At 74.7% G+C, this 21,173-nt stretch carries 18 protein-coding genes and 1 riboswitch; of the genes, 10 read left to right on the top strand and 8 right to left on the bottom strand.

All coding sequences use genetic code 11. The features are described 5' to 3' along the window. Window positions 1-50: 50 nt before the first annotated feature. Window positions 51-1,226: a UDP-N-acetylglucosamine--N-acetylmuramyl-(pentapeptide) pyrophosphoryl-undecaprenol N-acetylglucosamine transferase gene (locus tag WDV06_RS22365; protein ID WP_395511544.1), complete on the bottom strand. Its 1,176-nt coding sequence runs from the start codon at window positions 1,224-1,226 to the stop codon at window positions 51-53. Window positions 1,227-1,556: 330 nt separating this feature from the next. On the opposite strand from WDV06_RS22365, the gene WDV06_RS22360 reads away from it, so the two are divergent. From WDV06_RS22360 to WDV06_RS22350, 3 genes are all read left to right on the top strand, one after another. Further along, window positions 1,557-4,760, top strand: coding sequence for an AfsR/SARP family transcriptional regulator (locus tag WDV06_RS22360; RefSeq protein ID WP_395511543.1), 3,204 nt, complete (start codon window positions 1,557-1,559; stop codon window positions 4,758-4,760). A 27-nt stretch (window positions 4,761-4,787) separates the two neighbouring features. Continuing rightward, entirely contained in the window at window positions 4,788-5,399 is a 612-nt protein-coding gene (locus WDV06_RS22355; RefSeq protein WP_395511542.1) for a class I SAM-dependent methyltransferase, read from the top strand. A 181-nt stretch (window positions 5,400-5,580) separates the two neighbouring features. Next, window positions 5,581-6,567, top strand: coding sequence for a hydroxyacid dehydrogenase (locus tag WDV06_RS22350; protein ID WP_395511550.1), 987 nt, complete (start codon window positions 5,581-5,583; stop codon window positions 6,565-6,567). On the opposite strand, the gene WDV06_RS22345 is transcribed toward WDV06_RS22350, so the two are convergent. Beyond that, the gene (locus WDV06_RS22345; protein WP_395511541.1) at window positions 6,555-7,355 is read right to left on the bottom strand and encodes a sugar phosphate isomerase/epimerase family protein; all 801 of its coding nucleotides are present in this window, start codon (window positions 7,353-7,355) and stop codon (window positions 6,555-6,557) included. The two genes, WDV06_RS22350 and WDV06_RS22345, sit on opposite strands and share 13 nt — an antisense overlap. Further along, window positions 7,352-8,428: a LacI family DNA-binding transcriptional regulator gene (locus tag WDV06_RS22340; protein WP_395511540.1), complete on the bottom strand. Its 1,077-nt coding sequence runs from the start codon at window positions 8,426-8,428 to the stop codon at window positions 7,352-7,354. Before WDV06_RS22340 ends, WDV06_RS22345 begins: the two co-directional genes overlap by 4 nt. Before the next feature lie 206 nt (window positions 8,429-8,634). Between WDV06_RS22340 and WDV06_RS22335 the strand changes: the two genes are divergently transcribed. The 5 genes from WDV06_RS22335 (at window position 8,635) to WDV06_RS22315 (ending at window position 14,011) form a co-directional block, all read left to right on the top strand. Next, entirely contained in the window at window positions 8,635-9,786 is a 1,152-nt protein-coding gene (locus tag WDV06_RS22335; protein ID WP_395511539.1) for a Gfo/Idh/MocA family protein, read from the top strand. After that, window positions 9,783-10,943: a DUF993 family protein gene (locus tag WDV06_RS22330; protein ID WP_395511538.1), complete on the top strand. Its 1,161-nt coding sequence runs from the start codon at window positions 9,783-9,785 to the stop codon at window positions 10,941-10,943. The genes WDV06_RS22335 and WDV06_RS22330 overlap by 4 nt, the downstream gene beginning before the upstream one ends. Beyond that, complete coding sequence (locus WDV06_RS22325; protein ID WP_395511537.1) at window positions 10,940-11,779, top strand: sugar phosphate isomerase/epimerase family protein; 840 nt, start codon at window positions 10,940-10,942, stop codon at window positions 11,777-11,779. Before WDV06_RS22330 ends, WDV06_RS22325 begins: the two co-directional genes overlap by 4 nt. 98 nt (window positions 11,780-11,877) lie before the next feature. Then, window positions 11,878-13,494: a N,N-dimethylformamidase beta subunit family domain-containing protein gene (locus WDV06_RS22320; RefSeq protein WP_395511536.1), complete on the top strand. Its 1,617-nt coding sequence runs from the start codon at window positions 11,878-11,880 to the stop codon at window positions 13,492-13,494. Window positions 13,495-13,630: 136 nt separating this feature from the next. Next, window positions 13,631-14,011, top strand: a complete 381-nt coding sequence (locus WDV06_RS22315) for a VOC family protein (protein WP_395511535.1) — start codon at window positions 13,631-13,633, stop codon at window positions 14,009-14,011. 96 nt (window positions 14,012-14,107) lie between these two features. On the opposite strand, the gene WDV06_RS22310 is transcribed toward WDV06_RS22315, so the two are convergent. Genes WDV06_RS22310 through WDV06_RS22300 form a run of 3 tightly spaced genes read right to left on the bottom strand, consistent with a single transcriptional unit; the run spans window position 14,108 to window position 16,925 of the window. Then, window positions 14,108-14,917, bottom strand: coding sequence for an ABC transporter ATP-binding protein (locus tag WDV06_RS22310; protein WP_395511534.1), 810 nt, complete (start codon window positions 14,915-14,917; stop codon window positions 14,108-14,110). Beyond that, a complete protein-coding gene (locus WDV06_RS22305) occupies window positions 14,914-15,939 on the bottom strand; it encodes a FecCD family ABC transporter permease (RefSeq protein WP_395511533.1) in 1,026 nt (341 codons plus the stop codon). Before WDV06_RS22305 ends, WDV06_RS22310 begins: the two co-directional genes overlap by 4 nt. Then, window positions 15,936-16,925 (bottom strand): ABC transporter substrate-binding protein, encoded by a 990-nt coding sequence (locus WDV06_RS22300; protein WP_395511532.1) that lies wholly within the window; start codon window positions 16,923-16,925, stop codon window positions 15,936-15,938. The genes WDV06_RS22305 and WDV06_RS22300 overlap by 4 nt, the downstream gene beginning before the upstream one ends. A 35-nt stretch (window positions 16,926-16,960) precedes the next feature. Beyond that, a riboswitch (cobalamin riboswitch) is annotated at window positions 16,961-17,105 on the bottom strand. A gap of 95 nt (window positions 17,106-17,200) precedes the next feature. Here WDV06_RS22300 and WDV06_RS22295 point away from each other — a divergent pair. Together WDV06_RS22295 and WDV06_RS22290 are read left to right on the top strand one after the other, a co-directional pair. After that, window positions 17,201-17,728 (top strand): hypothetical protein, encoded by a 528-nt coding sequence (locus WDV06_RS22295; RefSeq protein WP_395511531.1) that lies wholly within the window; start codon window positions 17,201-17,203, stop codon window positions 17,726-17,728. A 102-nt stretch (window positions 17,729-17,830) separates the two neighbouring features. After that, window positions 17,831-19,483: a GMC oxidoreductase gene (locus WDV06_RS22290; RefSeq protein WP_395511530.1), complete on the top strand. Its 1,653-nt coding sequence runs from the start codon at window positions 17,831-17,833 to the stop codon at window positions 19,481-19,483. Between the two features lie 60 nt (window positions 19,484-19,543). On the opposite strand, the gene WDV06_RS22285 is transcribed toward WDV06_RS22290, so the two are convergent. Further along, window positions 19,544-20,023 carry a carboxymuconolactone decarboxylase family protein gene (locus WDV06_RS22285; protein WP_395511529.1) on the bottom strand — a complete coding sequence of 160 codons (480 nt, stop codon included), beginning with the start codon at window positions 20,021-20,023 and terminating at the stop codon, window positions 19,544-19,546. Next, complete coding sequence (locus tag WDV06_RS22280; protein ID WP_395511528.1) at window positions 20,020-21,102, bottom strand: NAD(P)H-dependent amine dehydrogenase family protein; 1,083 nt, start codon at window positions 21,100-21,102, stop codon at window positions 20,020-20,022. The genes WDV06_RS22285 and WDV06_RS22280 overlap by 4 nt, the downstream gene beginning before the upstream one ends. Between the last annotated feature and the right edge of the window lie 71 nt (window positions 21,103-21,173).

Genomic DNA, 21,173 nt, shown 5'->3' with positions numbered 1-21,173 from the left:
GAGGGCGCCGTCGGCCCGGTGCCGGCGACGCCCTCCGCATGTGTTCCGGATCAGCCGTTCGCGGCGGCCAGCAGCACGTCCACGAGCCGCTCGGCCGCGTCCGGCCGCCCGTAGGCCCGGGCCCGCTCGGCCATCTGGGCGCGGCGGCCGGCATCGGTGAGGAGCGGGCCGACCGCCTCGGCCAGGCCGTGCGCGGTGACCTCGCCGAGGAGGGCGACGGCCGCGCCGGCGTCGGCCAGGTACTGGGCGTTGTGCGCCTGCTCGTTGCCGGCCGAGGTGGCCAGGGGGACGAACACCGCGGGCTTGCCCAGCGCGGTCAGCTCGGCCAGGGTGCCCGCGCCGGAGCGGGAGATCACGATGTCGGCGAGGCCGAGCACGTCGGGCAGCTCCGGTCCGACGAAGCCGGTGACGTGGTAGCGGCCGGCGAGGACCGGGTCCAGTCCGGCCGCGGCGAAGCGGAGCTCGTCGACGTTGGCGGGACCGCACTGGTGGATCACGTTCGCGTGGCTCAGGAGCCACGGGAGCACCTCGCGCACCACGCCGTTGATCTGCTGGGCGCCCTGCGCGCCGCCGGTGACGTAGACGGTCGGCAGACGGCGGTCGAACCCGACGAGGTTCAGGGCCTGCACGGCCTTGTCCGGGTGTCCGGACAGCACCTCGGGGCGGACCGGGTTGCCGGTGACGACGGCGCGTTCGCGGACCTCGGCCGGCAGCAGCGGCAGCGAGGACTCCGAGGACACGGCGATGCGCGTCGCGGACCCGGCCAGCTTGCGGTTGGCCAGTCCGAGGCGCACGGTCTGCTCGTGCAGCACCAGCGGCCGCTTGCACAGGCGTGCGGCGAGCCCGGCGGGCACGGCGACGTAGCCGCCGGTGGCCAGGACGACGTCGGGCTCGAACTCGGACACGATCGCCCGCGCCTGGGCCACGCCGAGCGGGACGCGCGCCATGTCCTTCATGTTGGCGGCCGACAGCATCTTCAGCGGGTTCGCCGAGCGGCGGATCTTGCCCGTGGCGACGGTCTTGAACGCGATCCCCTCGGCCGGCGCGACCCGCGCCTCCAGACCGTCGGCGGTCCCGATCCACAACACGTCGAGCGTGCCGCCGGCGGCCGCGAGTCGGCCCTGGAGGGTACGGATCGCGGTCAGGGCGGGGTAGGTGTGACCACCGGTCCCCCCACCCGTGACGAGCAGCCGAAAGGAACGCGGAAGCGCGGAAGAAAGGTTCACCCGGCCCACCCTACTGTCCCCGGGGGAACACCTCCCTCCGGGGCCGTCCGCCCACGGACCGGCGGCTGCGCCCGGCCCCGGCGGGGCGCAGCACGGGACCGGAGCCGGCGCCGGACCCCGGGCACGCGCCCGGCCGGGGGGCCGGGGCCGGCGCACGCACGGTCGATCAGCGGCCGCCCCGCCCGCCGGTCGCGCGCGTGCGGGAGGCCCCCGTGCCGGCATGCCGACTCCCCCCTGCGCTCCGGGTCCCCCGCGCCGCGCCCGGTCGCCTTCCGGGGAGCGGGAGTTGACCCGTCGGTGCACGTCGTGCCCCCGTGACAGAATCGACGGGTGCAGATCGGGATGCTGGGCCCACTGGAGGTGCGCACGGAGGACGGCCATCCGGTCGACGTGCCGGGTGCGCGGTTGCGCGGGCTGCTGGTCGCCCTCGCGCTCAGGCCGGGACGCGTGGTCCCCCGGACGGCGCTCGTCGACTGGATCTGGGGGGAGCACCCGCCGGCCGACGCGGCGAACGCCCTGCAGCGCCTGGTGTCCCGGCTGCGCAAGCTGCTGCCCGGCGGGGCGATCGAGGGGCTGACGGACGGCTACCGGCTGGCGGTGGAGCCCGACGCCGTCGACGCCGTGCGCTTCGAGCGGCTCGTCGCCGCCGGCCAGGCCCGTACCGAGGACGTCTCCGGGCGGGTGCGGCTGCTGCGCGAGGCCCTCGGACTGTGGCGCGGTGCGGCCCTCCAGGACGTCGGCCTGCCGGACAGCGCCGCGCTCGACGCGGCGGTCGTGCGGTTCGAGGGGCTGCGCCTGACCGCGGCCGAGACCCGGGCCGAGGCGGACGTCGCCCTCGGGCGCGGCGCGGAGGTGGTCACGGAGCTGACCGATCTGGTGACCGCGCACCCGGTGCGGGAGCGGCTCGTCGCCGCGCTGATGCGGGCCCTCGCCGCAGCCGGCCGTGACAGCGAGGCGCTCCAGGTGTTCCAGCGGGCGCGCGAGGCCCTGGCCGACACCCTGGGGGCCGACCCGTCGCCCGAGCTGTCCGCCGTGCACACGGCGCTGCTGCGCGGCGAGCTCGGACGGCGCGAGGAGCTCCGCAGGACCAACCTGCGCGCCGAACTCACCAGCTTCGTCGGCAGGGACGCCGACGTCGCCGCCGTCCGCGGCCTGCTGGCCGAGCACCGGCTCACCACCGTGATCGGGCCGGGCGGCGCGGGGAAGACCCGGCTGGCCGCGGAGACCGCGCGCACGCTGCTCGACGACCTGCCGGACGGCGCCTGGCTGGTGGAGCTGGCCGCCGTCGGCGCGGACGGCGGCGGCGTGGCGCAGTCGGCGCTCGACGGACTGGGCCTGCGGGACGCCCTGCTCGGCGGGGCTCCGAACGCCGACCTGACGGACCGGCTCATCGCCGCGGTCCGTGAGCGTGAGGCGCTGCTCATCCTCGACAACTGCGAGCACGTCATCGAGGCGGCCGCGGTCTTCGCCCACCGGGTGCTCGGCGAGTGCCGGCGGCTGCGGATCCTGGCGACCAGCCGGGAGCCGCTCGGCATCACCGGTGAGGCCCTGTGGCCGGTCGAACCGCTGGCCCTGCCCCGGGGCGACGCGGACCCGGCCGAGCTGGCGTCCTCGCCGGCCGTCCGGCTGCTGCGCGACCGGGCCGGGGCGGTACGGCGGGACCTCGCGGCCGGCGCGGGCACCGACGCCCGGACGCTGGCGGTGATGGGGCGCGTGTGCCGGGCGCTGGACGGGATGCCGCTGGCGATCGAACTGGCCGCGGCCCGGCTGCGGACGATGACCGTCGACCAGCTCGCCAACCGGCTCGACGACCGTTTCCGGCTGCTGACCAGCGGCAGCCGCACCGCCCTGCCCCGGCACAAGACGCTGCGGGCGGTGGTCGACTGGAGCTGGGAGCTGCTCAGCGGGGCCGAGCGGACGGTGCTGCGCAGGCTCTCGGTGTTCTCCGGCGGGGCGAGCCTGGAGGCGGCCGAGCGGGTCTGCGCGGACGGTGTCGGGGGCGCGGACGGCGTCGGCGGCGCGGACGGTCCGGGAGCCGGCGTCGAGGCGGGCGACGTACTCGAACTGCTCACCGCCCTGACCGAGAAGTCCCTGCTGCGCGCGGAGGGCGATGGCGTCCCGCGCTACCGGATGCTGGGCACGATCAAGGAGTACGCCGCGCACCGGCTCGCCGAGGCCGGGGAGGCGGAGCGGGCGCGGCGGGCGCACCTGGCCCACTTCACCGGGCTCGCCGAGACCGCCGAGCCCCATCTGCGCCGCGCCGAGCAGCTGGAGTGGCTGGCGGTGCTCGGCGCCGAGCACGACAACATCGGCTCCGCGATGCGCGGCGCGCTCGCGGCGGGCGAGGCGGAGCCCGCGATGCGGCTCGCGGCGGCCGCCGGCTGGTACTGGTGGCTGAGCGGGCACCGCACCGAGGGCATGGAGCTGATCACCGCGGCCGTCGGCACGCCCGGTGAGGTGGCGGACGACGTGCGGGCCACCGCGTACGCGCTGGTCGTGCTGTTCGCGAGCGCCGGGCGGGGCGACGAGCACCAGGCCGCGGAGTGGATCCACGAGGCGTACCGGTTCAGCCTGCGCAGCCGGCGCCGCAATCCGCTGCTGGGGCTCGTCACCGCGCTGGAACGCATGCTGGAGGCACCGGACGCCTTCCTGCCGGCGTTCGAGCCGCTGCTCGACAGCGAGGACCCCTGGGTGCGGGCGCTGGGGCGGCTGCACCTGGGCAAGATGCGGATCATGCTGGGCCACACGGGGCGCGAGGCGGACGAGTACCTGGAGACGGCGCTCGCCGAGTTCCGGACGCTCGGCGAGCGGTTCGGGATCTCGTTCGCCCAGACGGAGCTGGCGGAGCGGATCGCCGTGCGCGGCGGGTTCGCCGGGGCGTGCGAGCACCTGGAGCAGGCGATCACGGTCGTCACCGAGGTCGGGGCGGTCGAGGACGTCATCCGGATGCGGTCCCGGCAGGCGCAGCTGTACTGGCTGCGGGGTGACGGGGACGCCTGCGCCGCCGCGCTCGCCGAGGCGCAGCGGTACGCGGAGCGGGTCACCTGGCCGGACGCCCTGGCCGAACTGGCGCTCGCGCGGGCGGAGCTCGCCCGGTGGGGCGGCGAGGCGGAGGAGGCGCGGCGGCACCTGGGCGTCGCGACGGCCCTGCTGGGCGGCGAGGCGCTGCAGCGCAACGTCCTCGCCGTGACGCACGATCTGCTGGGCTACCTGGCCGACGACCTCGGCGAGGCCCGGGCGCACCACGCCGCGGCCTGCGCGGCGGCGGCCGGGGCGGGGCACGCGCCGCTGATCGCCCAGGTGCTGGTGGGCGTCGCGGACCTGGCCCTGCGGCAGGGCGAGCACGCGCAGGCGGCACGGCTGCTCGCGGCGAGCACGGGCGTACGGGGGCTCCGCGACCGCTCCCACCCCGACGCCGCCCGTATCGAGCGGGCCGCGCGCCGAGCCCTCGGCGACGCGGGGTACGGTGAAGCGGCCCGGCAGGGGGCGGCGGCACACTGGCCCGAGCTGGCCGACACCACGCTCGCGCCCTGACCGCTGCCGGCAGCCCGGTTACGTGCCGTGCCGTGCCGTGCCTCACCATCCCTCACCTCCCTCACCGGTGCCGATCCAGGCCTGGCCGCCGGCGCCCGCAGGGTGCTCGAACCGGGGGCGGGGCACGGGCGCGACGCCCTGTACTTCGCCGGCGCCGGCTTCGACGTACTGGCCACCGACTTCAGCCCGGCCGATCTGGAGCAGCTGCGCCGGAGCGCCGCGGCCCGGGGGGCGGCCGGACACGTCACCACCGCGGTCCACGACGTCCGCAAACCGCTGCCCCTCCCGGACGGCTCGGGGGACGGCGTGTTCGCGCACCTGCTCCTGTGCACGGCGCTGTCCACGGAGGAGATCGCCGCCCTGGCAGGCGAGGTGCGCCGGGTGCTGGGGCCGGGCGGCACCTTCGTGACACCGTCCGCCACACCGGGGACGCCCACTACGGGACCGGCACCGCCCACGGCGACGACATCTGGAAGCACGGGGGCTTCGCTGTCCACTTCTTCCCTCGCGCGCCGGCCGACGCGCCGGCGGAGGGCTGGACCCTGCGCGAGGTCCACCCCTGCGAGGAGGGCGAGCTGCCGCGCCGCCTGTGGCGGATCACCCAGACCACCCCGCACTGACCGTCGGGCCTGCGGGTGAACCGCGGGCCCCGGCCACGTGTCGCCGCTCCCCGCCCGGCCGGACTCTGTGACCATCGTGGCGTCCACCGTGCCGCCGTGGGGAGCCGTCGGCTCCGACGCCTCCGGCGGCCGGGCTCCACCGCTGGAGGCGCCGCGTGACCCGACCCGTCGCCCACGCCCGGCCCGCCACGGTGCTCGCCATGAGTCCGGACACCCGGGCGGCCGTGCTCGGCGACCGGACCCTGGCCGCGCTCGTCCGGGTCGCGGACGTGGACCCCGACCTGCTGCTCACGGGCTTCGCCGGGCACGACGCGATCCTCGACGCCCGGCTCGCCCGCGCCGAGGTGCTGTTCACCGGCTGGGGCTGCCCGGTGCTGGACGCGGACGCCCTGCACCGGATGCCCCGGCTGCGCGCCGTCGTCCACGCCGCCGGAAGCGTCAAGGGGCATGTGACCGAGGCCTGCTGGGAACGCGGTCTGCTGGTCTCCAGCGCGGCGGCCGCCAACGCCCTGCCCGTCGCCGAGTACACGCTGGCCGCGATCCTCTTCGCCAACAAGCGGGTCCTGGAAGCCGCCCACGCCTACCGGGCCGCACGCGGACCCGTCGACCCGCTGGGCCGCTACCCGGCGGTGGGCAACTACGGGCGGACCGTCGGGCTCGTCGGCGCCTCCCGCGTCGGCCGGCGGGTACTGGAGCTGCTCCGGCCGTTCGACCTGCGGGTCCTGGTACACGACCCGTACGCCGACCCGGCCGAGATCACCTCCCTCGGTGGCGAGCCCTGCGGCCTGGACGAACTGCTCGGCCGCAGCCATGTGGTGAGCCTGCACGCCCCGGAGCTCCCCGGCACCCGTCGCCTGCTCGACGCGCCCCGGCTGGCCCTGATGCCGGACGGCGCCACGCTGGTCAACACGGCGCGCGGTGCCCTGGTCGACACGGCGGCGCTGACGCGGGAGCTGGTCGCCGGGCGGCTGCACGCGGTGCTCGACCACACCGAGCCGGAGGTGCTGCCCGCCGGATCCCCGCTGTACGACCTGCCGAACGTCCTGCTCACCCCCCATGTGGCGGGTTCACTGGGCCGGGAGCTGGACCGGCTGGCGGTCACCGCGGTCGAGGAGCTGGAGCGCTACGCACAGGGCGTCGGCTTCCGGTACCCGGTGGATCCGGGCCGTCTGGCCTACTCGGCCTGATCGCCATGGACCACCAGCCCCTCCAGGTACTCGCGCCCCCGTCTGAGCCGGTGCCCGGCCAGCTCGGCCGCCCCGGGGTACCAGCGTCTCTCGTACTCCCAGCACAGCCAGCCGTCGGCCGGTGCCGCGGCCACCGCCCCGGCGAGCGGCAGCACTCCCGCGCCCAGCGCGACAGGCGTCAGGTCGTCGGCCGACGCCACGTCCTTGACCTGCACGTAGCCCAGATGCGGGCCGAGCAGCCGTCTCGACTCCGCGGGCCGTTCACCGCCCAGCCAGGTGTGCAGTACGTCCCAGAGCGCACCGGCCGCCGGATGGCCGACCGCGTCGAGCACACGGCCGGCGTCGGCCGCCGTCCGGTGCGAATCGTGCGTCTCCAACAGGATCCGCACCCCGATGTCCTGCGCGTGGGGGGCGGCTTCCCCCATGCGGCGCACGGCGTTGGCGTCGGCTTCCGGCCCGGGCAGGCCGCCCCCGCCGGGAAAGACCCGCACGTACGGGGCTTCGAGGTCGGCTGCGAGCCGGACCAGCGACCGGAGCTCGTCGAGGACGGGCCCGTCGGGGCCGGGCGCCGCGACCCGGGCGTACCCCGCGACGCCGAGCACGCTCACCCCCGCCCGGGTGAGGGTCCTCAGTCCGACGGCCCGGTCCCCGGACGGGCTCCCCGGATGCAGGGGTTCCTCGGGATGGGCCCGCAGTTCGAGGGCGTCGTAGCCGTGGCGGGCGGCCAGGGCCGCGCTGCGGGCGAGCGGTGCGCCCGGCAGGCCGAGGGTGGAGAAGGCGTACCTCATGGCGCCCTCCTCGCGGTCGGGGGCGGTGCCGTGGAGCCGCGCACCATGAGTTCGGTGGGCAGGGTGGTGATGCCTCCCGGGGGCAGGGCCCGGCGGCCGGTCACCAGCTGGGCGGCGAGCACGCCCGCTTCCCGCAGCGGCAGCCGGACGGTGGTGAGGGCCGGGGCGGTGTCCTGGCTGAACGGCAGGTCGTCGAAACCGGCGACCGATACGTCCTCGGGTATGCGCAGGCCCGCTTCGCGCAGTGCGGCGGCGACGCCCGCGGCGACCGTGTCGCCGGCGGCGGCGACAGCTGTGAAGGGCTCTCCCCTGCGCAGCAGTTCCCGGGCGGCGTCATAGCCGGCGGAGCGCTCGGAAGCGGCGTGGACGGTGAGTGCGGCGCAGGCTTCGGGCAGGGCCGGGTCGTGCCGCCGGAGGGCCTCCCGGTGTCCGGCGAGGCGCTCGCGGGTGGCGCTCAGCCCGGGCGGGCCGGCGATGTGGGCGATGCGCCGGTGGCCGAGCGCCAGGAGGTGTTCGGCGAGACGGAAGGCTCCCCCTCGGTCGTCGAACACGAGGGTGGCGACGGGGAGCGCGGCGGGTACCTGCAGGGGCGGGCGTCCGCACAGCACGACCCGGGTTCCGGAGGCGGCCATGCGGGTGATCCGGGCGGTGAGTGCGGCGGTGTGCTCAGGGTCCTCCGCGGCGGCGCCGGTGAGGACGACGCCTCCGACGCGCTGGCCTTCGAGCAGGGCGAGGTAGGAGTTCTCGGCCGCGGGGGCGCCCTGGGTGTTGCAGACGACGGACAGGCGGCGGGCCTCCCCCTCTCCGGCGGGGTCGAGGGCGCCCTGCAGGGAGCCCCCGAGGATGCCGAACCAGGCGTCGGCGATGTCGTGCACCAGGATTCCGACGAGGTCGGAGGTGGCGGCCGCGAGCGCGCGGGCGGAGGCGTTGGCGACGTAGCCGAGTTCCTCCACGGCCCGCTCGACGCGGGTCCGGGTGCCGCCGGCCACCGGATAGCCGCCGTTCAGTACGCGCGAGACCGTGGCGGGCGAGACCCCCGCGCGGACCGCGACCTCTGCGAGCGTCACTGCCATCGAGATCCCCTCCCCCTGTGGCCCGCCGTTGCCGCGGGCCGTCTTCCGACTTCGGTGCGTGGACTTCATGATGCCCCATCCAGAAAGCGCTTTCTATCACCCGAACGGGTAATTGAAGGAGGCGGATTGCGAGCCCTAGCCTGATCGACAGAAAGCGCTTTCTATCGTCGGCGGACGGCGCCGACGGGACCGGAAGGGACGTCATCATGGAACGCAGGACGATCAGGATCGCGATGAACGGCGTGACCGGGCGGATGGGCTACCGCCAGCATCTGGTCCGGTCCGTCCTCGCCCTGCGCGAGCAGGGCGGGCTGGACCTGGGAGACGGCACGGTGCTGTGGCCGGAGCCGGTGCTGGTCGGGCGCCGCGAGGCGGCCCTGCGGGCCATCGCCGAACAACACGGCCTGGAACACGTCAGCACCGACCTGACGGCCGTCCTGGCCGACCCGAAGGTGGAGGTCTATTTCGACGCCCAGGTGACCGCCGCCCGCGAGGGGGCCGTGCGCCGGGCGGTGGCGGCCGGGAAGCACGTGTACTGCGAGAAGCCGACCGCACTGGACTTCCCCTCCGCCCTGGAGCTGGCCCGGCTGGCGGCGGCGGCCGGGGTCAAGCACGGCGTGGTGCAGGACAAGCTGTTCCTGCCGGGCCTGGTGAAGCTGAGGAGGCTGGCCGAGAGCGGGTTCTTCGGCCGGGTGCTGTCCGTCCGGGGGGAGTTCGGCTACTGGGTCTTCGAAGGTGACCGGCAGCCGGCTCAGCGCCCCTCCTGGAACTACCGGGCACAGGACGGCGGGGGCATCGTCGCCGACATGTTCCCGCACTGGGACTACCTGCTGCACGAGCTGTTCGGCCGGGTCCGTACGGTGCAGGCCCTGACCCGTACGCACGTAGGCCGCCGATGGGACGAGGAAGGCAGGCCGTACGAGGCGACGGCGGAGGACGCCGCCTACGGGATCTTCGAGCTGGAGGGCGGCGCCGTCGCCCAGATCAACTCCTCCTGGGCGGTCCGCGTGCACCGCGACGAACTGGTGGAGATCCAGGTGGACGGGACGCACGGCTCGGCCGTCGCCGGCCTGCGCAGCTGCCGGATCCAGCCGCGTGGGAGCACCCCGAGACCGGTGTGGGATCCGGATGTGCCGTCGGCCGGCTCGTTCCGCGCGCAGTGGCAGGAGGTGCCGGACGACGGGCCGGTGGCCAACGGCTTCAAAGCGCAGTGGGAGCTCTTCCTGCGCCATGTCGTGCGGGACGAGCCCTGGCGGTGGGACCTGGTCGCCGGGGCGCGGGGCGTACAGCTGGCTTCGCTGGGCCTGCGCTCCTGTGCCGAGGGGCGGCGGCTGCCGGTGCCGGAGGTGGTCCTGTGAAGGCGATCCGGCTCCCTTGCGCGGACGGGGGCTTCCGCGTGCACCGGCCCTCGGCCGCGGGGCTCGCGCCGTTCGCCCGCGGTCCGGCCCGCAGCCGCGTCTTCTACGCCGCCGCCCATGTGGCGGCCGCCCCGGCCGCCGGCCCGGGAGCGAGCGCGCCGGCGGTCGACTGGGAGGCCACCCTGGGCATCCGGCACCGTCTGTGGGAGTGGGGGCTCGGGGTCGCCGAGGCCATGGACACGGCCCAGCGGGGGGCCGGCCTGGGCTGGCCGGACGCGGCGGAGCTGATCCGCCGTTCGGCCCGGGAGGCCCGGGCGGTGGGCGGCCGCATCGTCTGCGGCGCCGGCACGGACCACCTGCCTCCGGGCCCGGCGCACTCGCTGGCGGCGATCACCGCGGCGTATGAAGAGCAACTGGCCCACGTCGAGGACTGCGGGGCGTCGGCGGTTCTGATGGCCTCGCGCCTGCTGGCCTCGGTGGCCCGCGGTCCGGAGGACTACCGGGAGGTGTACGGAGCGCTGTTGCGCCAGAGCTCCCGGCCGGTGGTGCTGCACTGGCTGGGCCCGGTCTTCGACCCGGCGCTCGCGGGGTACTGGGGCCACGACGAGCCGGACGAGGCCGCGGCCGTCCTGGTGAAGATCGTCGAGGAGCATCCGCGGAAGGTGGACGGCGTCAAGGTCTCCTTGCTGGACGCGGAGCTGGAGAAGGAGCTCAGACGTCGGCTGCCGCCGGGCGTACGGTGCTACACGGGCGACGACCTCCACTATCCGGAGCTGATCGCCGGGGACGGGGAGCGGGCCGGCGACGCCCTGCTGGGGATCTTCGGTCCGATCGCCCCGATCGCGGCGCGGGCGGCGCTCGCCCTCGACCGGGAGGATCCCGGCGGCTTCCGGGCCCTGCTGGATCCGACGGTCGCGCTGTCGCGGCACCTGTTCGCCCCTCCGACCCCGCTCTACAAGACGGGTGTGGTCCTGCTGGCCTGGCTGGCGGGGTACCAGGAGCACTTCACCATGCTGGCCGGGCTGGAGTCGGCCCGCCCGCTCCCGCATCTGGCGCGTGCCTACGAACTGGCCGACCGGCTGGGCCTGTTCCCCGACCCGGAGGGTGCAGCGGACCGGATGCGCCGGCTCCTGGCGGACCGGGGGGTGGGGGCGTGAACCGGGCGGCGGCCCCGGCCCGGTTCAGCCTGAACCAGGAGACGGTGCGGCAGTGGTCGGTGCCCGAGCTGGTGGACGGGTGCGGCGCCGCCGGAGTGGGGGCGGTGGGGCTGTGGCGGGATCCGGTGCGCGGGTTCGGGGTGCGGGAGACGGCCCGGCTGGTCGCCGCCGCCGGGCTGCGGGTGAGTTCGCTCTGCCGGGGCGGGTTCTTCACCGCCGTCGACCGGGCGGGCCGGGCGGCCGCCCTGGAGGACAACCGCCGGGCGGTCGAGGAGGCGGCCGAACTGGGCGCGGGTGTCCTGGTCCTGGTCTCGGGCGGACTCGCGGCCGGCGAGCGGGACCTGGCGGAGGCCCGGCGGCGGATCACCGGGTTCCTGGGGGACCTGGCGCCGTGGGCCGCCGGCCACGGGGTGCGGCTGGGCATCGAGCCGCTGCATCCGATGTTCGCGGCGGACCGCTGTGTGGTCTCCACTCTGGGGCAGGCCCTGGACATCGCCGAACAGTTCCCGGCGGAGCAGGTCGGGGTGGTGGCGGACTCCTACCACCTGTGGTGGGACGAACGGCTGGCCGCCGATCTCGGCCGGGCCGGTGCGGGTGGGCGGATCACGGCCGTCCAGCTGGCCGACTGGGTGACCCCGCTCCCCGAGGGCGTCCTGCTGGGGCGGGGACAGCTCGGTGACGGGTGCGTCGACCTGCGGGCCTTCCGGGAGCTGGCCGACGGCGCCGGTTACCGGGGGCCGGTGGAGGTGGAGATCTTCCATCCGGGCCTGTGGGCACGGGACGGCCGCGAGGTGCTCGGGGAGGTGATCGCCCGCTACCGCGAGCACGTCGAATGAACCGGACCGCGGGACCGGTACGGATCGGACCGGGGAGGGAGTGCGGACGGACCGCCGGTGGTGGAGCGAGGGGGCGGGGGGTGACGTAGCGTGCCCTCATGGATCAGGAGCACATACCCGGGGGCGCCGAGGGCGCGGGCAGGCGGCGTTTCCTCGCCCTCGCGACGGGCGCGGCCACCGCCGCGGGGCTCGGCTCGGCCGCCGGCTGCGCGGGCGGGGGGCGCGGCGACAGCGGGGCGGCGCTCAAGGGGAAGGGTGCGGGCAAGGAGTCGCCGGCGGCGCCCGGCGGCCGGGCCGGTTTCGATGTGAAGGCGGAGAACGACCGGCCGGGCAACGCCGACTGGCGGGTGACCAAGGCCGGTCCGGCCCGTGCGATCGAGGGGTTCGCGGACAGGGTCGGCGTCCTGCCCGGGGAGTCGTTCGGGCTGCACGTGTCCACCACCGCCCCGCGCTTCACGGTCTCCGCGTACCGGATGGGCTGGTACGGCGGGGCGCGCGCCCGGCTGGTGTGGCGCTCCGAGGCACTGCCCGGGGTCCGCCAGCCCGAGCCCACGGTGGACGCCGGCACCCGTATGGTGCGCACCCGGTGGCCGCGTACCGCCACGGTGGACACCAAGGGCTGGCCGGAGGGCTGCTACCTGCTGCGGCTCGACGCGCAGGGCGGGGAGGGGCAGCGGTTCGTGCCGCTGACCGTCCGCTCGGCGGCCACGGCGGGCCGGACGGTGCTCGTCAACGCCGTGGCGACCTGGCAGGCGTACAACCGCTGGGGCGGCTACGGCAGCTACGACGGTCCGAACGGCGGCTACGCCTCGCGTTCGCTGTCGGTGACCTTCGACCGGCCGTACGAGTACGACGACGGGGCGGGGCTGTTCCTCGTCTACGAGGCTCCGCTGGTGGCGCTCGCCGAGCGGCTCGGGATACCCCTCGCGTACGCCACGACCACCGATGTGGCGCGTGAACGGCACCTGCTGGAGGGGGCCGCGGCAGTGCTGTCGCTCGGCCACGACGAGTACTGGTCGCCGGAGCAGCGCGCGCACGTCACGGCGGCCCGGGACGCGGGCAGCAACCTCGCGGTACTGGGTGCCAACTGCTGCTTCCGCCGGATCCGGCTGGAGCCCTCCGAGTTGGGCCCGGACCGTACGGTGGTCTGCTACAAGTCCTCCTACGACCAGGACCCCGGCTTCAAGCGGGGGCATCCGGCGACCGTCGACTTCCGCTCGCCGCCCGCGGCCGACCCGGAGAGCTCGCTGCTCGGGGTGATCTACGACGGCTACCCGGTGGACGCCCCGTACGTGGTGACGAACCCGGGCCACTGGCTGTTCGAGGGGACGGGCGTGAAGGCCGGCGAGGGCTTCGCGCACCTGGTCGGGGTGGAGTACGACAAGGTGAACACCGCGTTCCCGACGCCGCGTCCGATCGAGATACTGGCCCACTCCCCGGTGGTGTGCGAGGGCCGGCCGAGCCACCACGACACGGCGTACTACACGGTGGCGAGCGGAGCCGGGGTCTTCGCGACCGGCACGATGCGCTGGGTCGAGGCCCTCGACGCGACCGGTGACGGACGCAGCGGGGCCAACCACGGCCTGGACGCCCGTTCCGGTGCGCTGACGACCCGGGTGACGGAGAACCTGCTGCGCGCGTTCGCCGCCGGACCGGCCGGACGGACGCACCCCGCGCGGGACAACGTCAAGGCGGTGTACGGCGACGGTTCGTGAGAGCGCCGGGCACCGGGTATTCCGGTGGACCCGGCGCGACCGGGGTGCTTAGGATCGGGGCGACGGCATCGCGTGCCGGTCACCGACCGGGTGAGGCATGGAGGTGCCGTGACATGCCTTGTGGAGGCATTCACACATGTCCGTGCAGTTGAACCACACGATCGTCCACTCCCGTGACAACCGGGAGTCCGCCGAGTTCCTGGCACACATCCTCGGCCTCGAAGTCGGCCCGGAGTGGGGCCCCTTCATCCCGGTGGAGACCGGCAACGGGGTGACCCTGGACTTCGCCACCATCCCTGTCGAGTCCATCACGCCGCAGCACTACGCGTTCCTCATCTCGGAGGAGGAGTTCGACTCCGCCTTCGAGAAGATCCGCGCGGGCGGCATCGAGTACTTCGCCGATCCGCACCGCAGGCACCCGGGCGAGATCAACCACAACGACGGCGGGCGCGGGGTCTACTTCCTCGACCCCGTCGGCCACGCCATGGAGATCATCACCCGCCCGTACGGCGGCTGACACCCTCCCGAGGGGGCCCCCCCCCCCCCCCCCCCCCGCCCCCCCCCCCCCCCCCCCCCCCCCCCCCCCCCCCTCGCGCACTCTCCCCCGCCGCGATCACGGCGGCGCGCCCCCGCCGCCCACCGGCCGCTCCGGGAGGTAGACGATGTGCGGAGCGCCCGTCGCGGGGTGGACGGCGACATGGGCGCGGACCCCGTAGACCTGCGCCAGCAGGTCCTCGGTGAGCACGTCCCGCGGCGGCCCCTGCGCCACGACCCGGCCGCCGGACAGCACGTACAGCCGGTCGCAGAAGGAGGCGGCCAGGTTGAGGTCGTGCAGCACGATCAGGCTCGTCACGGGAAGCCGCCGGACCAGCGCGAGGACCTCCAGCTGACAGCGGATGTCGAGGTGGTTGGTCGGCTCGTCCAGCGCCAGCAGCCCGGGCTCCTGGACGAGGGCGCGGGCGATGAGCGCCCGCTGGCGCTCACCGCCCGAGAGCCCGTCGAAGCGGCGCCCGGCGAAGGCGGACACGCCGACGCCCTCCAGGGCGTCGGCGACGCGCCGCCGGTCGTCGGGGCCGTCCTGTTCCCAGAACCGCTTGTGCGGACTGCGGCCCATGGACACGACCTCGCGGACCGTCAGCCCGAAGGTGCCCGCCGTGTCCTGCGGGACCACCGCCACCCGCCGGGCGCGCTCCTTCACGCCCAGCGCCGCGGCATCGGCCCCGTCGAGCAGCACCCGGCCGGCGGTGGGCCGCAGGGCGCCGTAGACGCAGCGCAACAGGGTCGTCTTGCCGCTGCCGTTCGGCCCGACGACCCCGACCGTCTCGCCCGGCCGGGCGGCGAGACCGACGTCGTCCAGCAGCGTCCGCCCGTCGACCTGGCACCGCAGGGCCTCGACCGCGAGTTCCACCGGACGGCCCGTCATCCGGCCACCCCCTCGCTCCGGGTGGACCTGCGCAGCATCCACAGGAAGAAGGGGCCGCCCACCAGCGCGGTGACCACCCCGACGGGTATCTCCTCGGGCGCGGCCACCGTACGGGCCAGCAGGTCGGCCAGGGTCAGGAAGACCGCCCCGGCGAGCGCGCAGACGGGCAGCAGCCTCCGGTGCCCGGCGCCCACCACCATGCGGGCGGCATGCGGAACCATCAGCCCGACGAAGCCGATCGCTCCGCTGTAGGCCACGAGCACCCCGATCACGAGGGAGGAGAGGACGAAGACGGCGGCCCGGAAGCGGCCGGTGTCCAGGCCGAGGGTCCGGGCCCCCTCCTCCCCGGCGAGCAGCAGGTCCAGCGGGCGCGCGAGGGCGACCAGCAGGCCGGTACCGGCCAGCAGCGCGCCGGCCGGCAGCGCGAGTTCCTCCCAGCGGGCCCCGCCCAGACCGCCCAGGGTCCAGAACAGGACGGACCGCATCTGGTCCGGGTGCGCCGACACCACGAGCACCAGGCTGGTCAGGGCGGACAGCACGTACTGCACCGCCACCCCGGCCAGGATCAGCCGGCCCGTGGTCATGGTGCCGCCACGCCGGGCCAGGGCGTAGACGGCGACGAGCGCGGCGAGGGAGCCGGCGAACGCGGCCAGCGGGAGCCCGACGGCGCTGCCCGCCCCCACGCCCAGCACGATGACGAGCACGGCCCCCGCCGAGGCTCCCGAGGAGGCCCCCAGCAGGAAGGGGTCCGCGAGCGCGTTGCGGACGAGGGCCTGGAGCACGGCGCCCGCGACCGCGAGACCGGCTCCGACCACGGCTCCGAGCAGGACCCGGGGCATCCGGACGTCCCACACGATGGAAGCGAAGGCTCCGCGCCGTCCCTCCGGCCCCGCCGACAGCACGTCGAGCACCTGCCCGGGAGCGATGCGTACGGGGCCCAGCGCCAGCCCCGCCACCGCCGAGCCCGCCAGCGCGGCGGCCAGGAGCGCCAGCACGGCCGCGGTGCGACGGCGGCCGGTCACGCGGCGTCGGGATGGAGCTGGCGGCTCAGGGACTCGACCGCGTCGGCGACGCGCACGCCGAGGACGGCCGAGGAGAGCGGCAGCACGGCGAACCGCCGGTTCTTCACCGCGGGAACCTCCGCCAGCGCCGGGTCGTTCAACAGGCGCTGCTTCTTGGTCTCCACGGCGGTGCCGCCGTAGTCGTAGATGAGGACGACCTCGGGCCTCCGCTCGATGACCTTCTCCCACGACACGTCGCCGAAGGTGTCGTCGAGGTCGGCGAAGACGTTCGTGCCCCCGGCGAGGGAGACGATCTCGTTGCCGATGCCGTTGCCGCCGGCGGTGAAGGCGGAGCCCTCGCCCGAGTCGTAGACGAAGACGGCCGGGCGGGCCCGGTCCTTGACCCGGGCGGTGACGGCGTCGATCCGGCGCTGCTCCTCCTCGATCAGGGCCGCGCCCCGCTCGGGCACGCCGAAGGTCCGGGCGACCTCGGTGATCTCGGTCTTCAGCTGCGCGAGCCCGACCCGGCCGGGGGTGCAGTACTCGATGCCGAGCCGGGTGCGGATGCCGGCCCGGGCCAGCCCCTCCCGGTCGCGGCCCTGCCCCTTGTCGAAGGCGCTGGCGTAGCCGCCGTACACGAAGTCCGGGTCGGCGCCGAGGAGGACCTCCTTCGAGGGGTACTCCTTCGCGAGCACCCTGACGCCCTCGTAGGCGCTCCGGTAGGCGGGCAGGACGGAGTCGTCGAGGTAGGCCGTGCCCGCCATCCGCTCCTGCAGGCCGAGGGCGAGCAGCATCTCGGTGGCGTGCTGGTTCATGGTGACGGCGCGCTCGGGCGGGGCCTGGTAGGTGGTGCTGACACCGCAGTTGGTGACGGTGTACGGGAACCCGGGCGCGGCCTGCGCGCCGGGCGCGGGCCGTTCCTGCCCGGACGGACCGCCGCACGCGGTCAGGGTCATCAGGAGCGCGAGCGCGGGGAGCGGGCGCAGGGCAGCGCGGAAACGCGGCATGGTGAGGCCTCTCCGGGGGATCCTCGTCCCCGGTCGAAGTGAAGAGGCGGTGCGTCAGTGTCTGACTCCCGGGACCCCCGTGGAGGGGGCCGCCGGTCACAGTGGCGGGACCGCACCGGATTCGCACCGGTTTCCTGTCCTGCACCGCCCGGGACAATGCCGCCAAGTCTGCCAGATGCGGTGTTTGCCCCACGAAGGGCCTGGAACGCCGCCGGTGGCGGGACCGGCCCGTACGGAGGATCGTGGGCGGCGAGGGGGGGTGGAGGAGGTCGGTCATGCGTCGCGGCAGCCACAGGGGCCACGGATCTCCGGGGCGTGCGGCCAGGACGGCCCGTGTCCTCCTGGCCCCCGTCCTCGCGGCGCTGCTGCTGGGCGCGGGCACCGACGGCTCCGGCGAGACCGTCTCGCTCGACGGCGACCACCCCGGGGAGCGCCTCGACGTCACCCTCACCCGGGTCGTCGACCCCGCGGGCCCGGCGCCGGCGCCCGGGGCCGACCGGCTGGTCGCCGTGGGGCTGCGCCTGGAGAACACGGGGACCGTGCCGTACGAGGACTCCCCCGCCCCGTCCGCGCACCTCCTCGACACCACCGGGCGGCGGTTCACCGGCCTCGGCGGTGCCGCGGACCTCGACGGTGCCGCCGACGCGGGCCCGGCCCTCCCGGACACCGTCACCCTCGCCCCGGGCCGGTCGGCCGCGGGTTACGTCGTCTTCCGGCTGCCGCGGGAAGCCCGCCCCGCGGCCGTGCAGTTCGCCCTGGACTCCGGGCTCGGAAGCGACGTCGCCCACTGGAGCCTCTCGTGACCCTGTGGGAACCGGCCGGAAATTACCTCGACGTATCTAGTGACTTAGCAGGCACTCGACAGTAGAACTTGTTCCCACTCCGTCGAGAGTGAGGAACACCACATGAGTGACAAATCCCTGCACAGCAAGGTGTCCAAGGGTGTGTCCCGGCGCGGATTCATCGCTGGAACCAGTTCTCTTCTGGGGGCCCTGGCGCTCTCGGTGAACAGCACCGCCGCCCACGCGCGTCCCGCCACCGGCTCCGCCGCCGACGCCCCCCTCACGTCCGGGGCCCGCGTCCCGGCCCTCGTCATCGGTACCGGGTACGGCGGCTCCGTCGCCGCGCTGCGGCTCGCCCAGGCCGGTGTCGACGTCCACATGGTCGAGATGGGCATGGCCTGGGACACCCCGGGCACCGACGGCAAGATCTTCGCCAACACCACCAGGCCCGACTACCGCTCCTTCTGGCTGCGCACCCGCACGAAGGCCCCGCTGAGCAACTTCCTCGGCTTCCCCATCGACAAGGACGTCCCGAAGTACACGGGCATCCTCGATGCCGAGGAGATGGGCGGGATCATCGTCTACCAGGGCCGCGGCGTGGGCGGCGGCTCGCTCGTCAACGGCGGCATGGCGGTGACCCCCAAGCGGCAGAACTTCGCCGCCATCCTGCCCACGGTGGACGCCGACGAGATGTACGGCACCTACTACCCGCGGGCCAACGCCGGGCTCGGGGTGGGGCTCATCGACCCGGCCTGGTTCGAGACGGTGGACTGCTACCAGTTCGCCCGTGTCGGCCGCAAGCACGCCCAGCGCTCCGGCTTCCCCTTCGTCTTCGTGCCCGACGTCTACGACTGGGACTACATGAAGCAGGAGGTGGCCGGCACCGTCCCCAAGTCCGCCGTGGACGGGGAGATCCTCTACGGCAACAACGCCGGCAAGAAGTCCCTCCAGAAGACCTACCTCGCCGCCGCCCGGGCGACCGGCAGGGTGGCCGTCTCCCCCCTGCACCGCGTCACCACCGTCGCCCCCTCGGACGGTGGCGGCTACACGGTCGCCATGGAGGAGCTGAACACCTCCGGCGACGTGGTCGGCGTCAAGACCGTCACCGCCGACCGGGTGTTCTTCGCCGCCGGCAGCGTCGGCACCAGCAAGCTGCTGGTCCGGCTGAAGGCCACCGGGGCGCTGCCGCTGCTCAACGACGAGATCGGCAAGGGCTGGGGCGACAACGGCAACGTCATGTGCGGCCGGGCGAACCACATGTGGGACCCGACGGGCAAGGTGCAGGCGTCCATCCCCTGCGGGGGCATCGACAACTGGGACGCGGGCGGCGCGTTCGCCGAAGTGGCGCCGCTGCCGACCGGCATCGAGACGTACGCCTCCTTCTACCTCTCCATCACCAAGAACCCCCACCGCGGCGAGTTCTCCTGGAACGCGGCGACGGGCAGGGTCGAGCTGAACTGGCAGACCGCCTGGAAGCAGCCGTCGATCGACATGGCGAAGACCATCTTCGACAAGATCAACGCAACGGAGGGGACGATCTACCGCAGCGACCTCTTCGGCACCAACAAGATCTGGGGCGACCACCTCACGTACCACCCGCTCGGCGGCGCGGTCCTGGGCAAGGCCACCGACAACTACGGCCGGCTGCACGGCCACCCGGGCCTGTACGTCATCGACGGGGCGCTGATCCCCGGCAACACCAGCGTCAACCCGTTCGTGACGATCACGGCCCTGGCCGAGCGGAACATCGAGAAGATCATCGCCACGGACCTCTGAGGCGGACGGTCACCGGGGCCGGCCGGGCGCAGCGCGCGCCCCGGCCGGCCCCGCCGCCGTTCAGCTCCCCGGCAGCACACAGACGCTGTCGAGGCCCAGGACGTGGTTGAGGCGGCCGAAGGCGAGCCAGGAGCCGATGCTCATGCTCAGCTCCACGATCTCCACCTGGGTGTAGTGCGCCGTCATCCGCTCCCAGAACTCCTCGTCGAGATGGTGGTGGTCCAGGGCGTAGCGCTCGGCGTACTCGGCGGCCAGGCGGGTGCGGTCGTCGAAGGCCTCGGTGGTGCGCCATGCGGTGACCGCGTCGGCGAAGTCCTCCTCGACCTTCTCCCCGTCCCGGTCGGTGCGCCAGTCCAGGCAGAAGACGCATCCGTTGATCTGCGCGATGCGCAGCCGCGCCGCCTCGAACTCGCGCAGCCCGAGGGTGGAGTGGGCGTAGACCGACAGGGAGAAGTTGGCCGCCGCCATGCCGATGCCGGGGACCAGGTCGCCCCAGACGTACTCGATGGGGTGCTGTCCGTCGGGAACGTCGATCCTCATGGCCGTTTCCTTCCGAGTTTGCCGACTGCGGGGCGCAGCGGGACGTCGAGGGCGTCGTAGAGCCCGGGTTCCGCCTCCACCAGCCAGTCGATGGCCCCGACCAGCCGGCCGACGGCGGTGGCGTTGCCGCCGGCCGAGCGGTTCTCGCCCTCGTCGGTGGCCTCGACGGTGACCTCGATGCGCGGACTGCCCTCGATGACGACCCGGTGGGCGCCGGCGCCGCCGTCGGGCGGGGAGGGCCAGTCGGGGGCGCAGGAGGCGTGGATGCGGGTGACGTGTTCGATGACGATGCGGGGTTCGCCGGCGACGATGCCCTGGACCTCGAAGCGGATGGCGCCCTGGGTGCCGGCCTCGAACACGCCCATGGCGGGGGTGGTGACGGTCGCGTCGAGGGCGCGCCGGTCGGAGGTCTCGCGGATCTCGTCGAGTTCGGCGCCGAGGGCGCGGGCCATCATCCGGATCTGCCCGCCCCACACCATGGTGGGGACGGAGGGCATGAGCATCATCGGCTCGTAGTCCATGGGCCGGCCCATGCCGACGAGGTGGCGGACGGAGTCGGGCTGGTCGTAGGTGGAGTAGTCGAAGATCTCCTGGCAGCGGATCGCCTCCACGGTCGTGCCCAGTCCGCTGAGCAGGAGCGGGAGCACGTCGTTGCCCCAGCCGGGGTCGACTCCGGAGGCGAAGAAGGAGCCGCCGCCCTGCGCCACCGCGGCGAGCACCGGGTCGCGGAACTCCGGCGGGGCGCTGCGGTGGTCGTAGAGCGGGTAGAGGGCGGGGCTGACGACGGCCGCGCCCGCCGCGACGGCCCGGGTGATGTCGGCGAGGGCGTCGTCGGGGCGGACGTCGCCGGACGCCGCGTAGACGACGGCGGCGGGGCGGGCGGCGAGCACCGCCCCGATGTCGTCGGTCGCGGCCACCCCGAGCCGCCGGTCGAGCCCGGCGAGTTCGCCCGCGTCGCGGCCGACCTTGGCGGGGTTGTGGACGATCACTGCCGTGAGGGCGAGCGCCGGGTGCGCCTCGACGGCGCGGATCGCCGCGCGGCCTACGTTGCCCGTGCCCCAGACCACCGTGGGAATCATGCGCGGAGGGTAGCGACGGGGCGCGGAGGAACCCAGGGGCGCGGCGGATGTTTTTCGGACCGGTCCGGACC

The sequence above is a fragment of the Streptomyces racemochromogenes genome, assembly GCF_044129415.1.
Lineage (GTDB): Bacteria > Actinomycetota > Actinomycetes > Streptomycetales > Streptomycetaceae > Streptomyces > Streptomyces racemochromogenes_A.
This window is presented reverse-complemented; position numbering and strand designations above follow the sequence as displayed.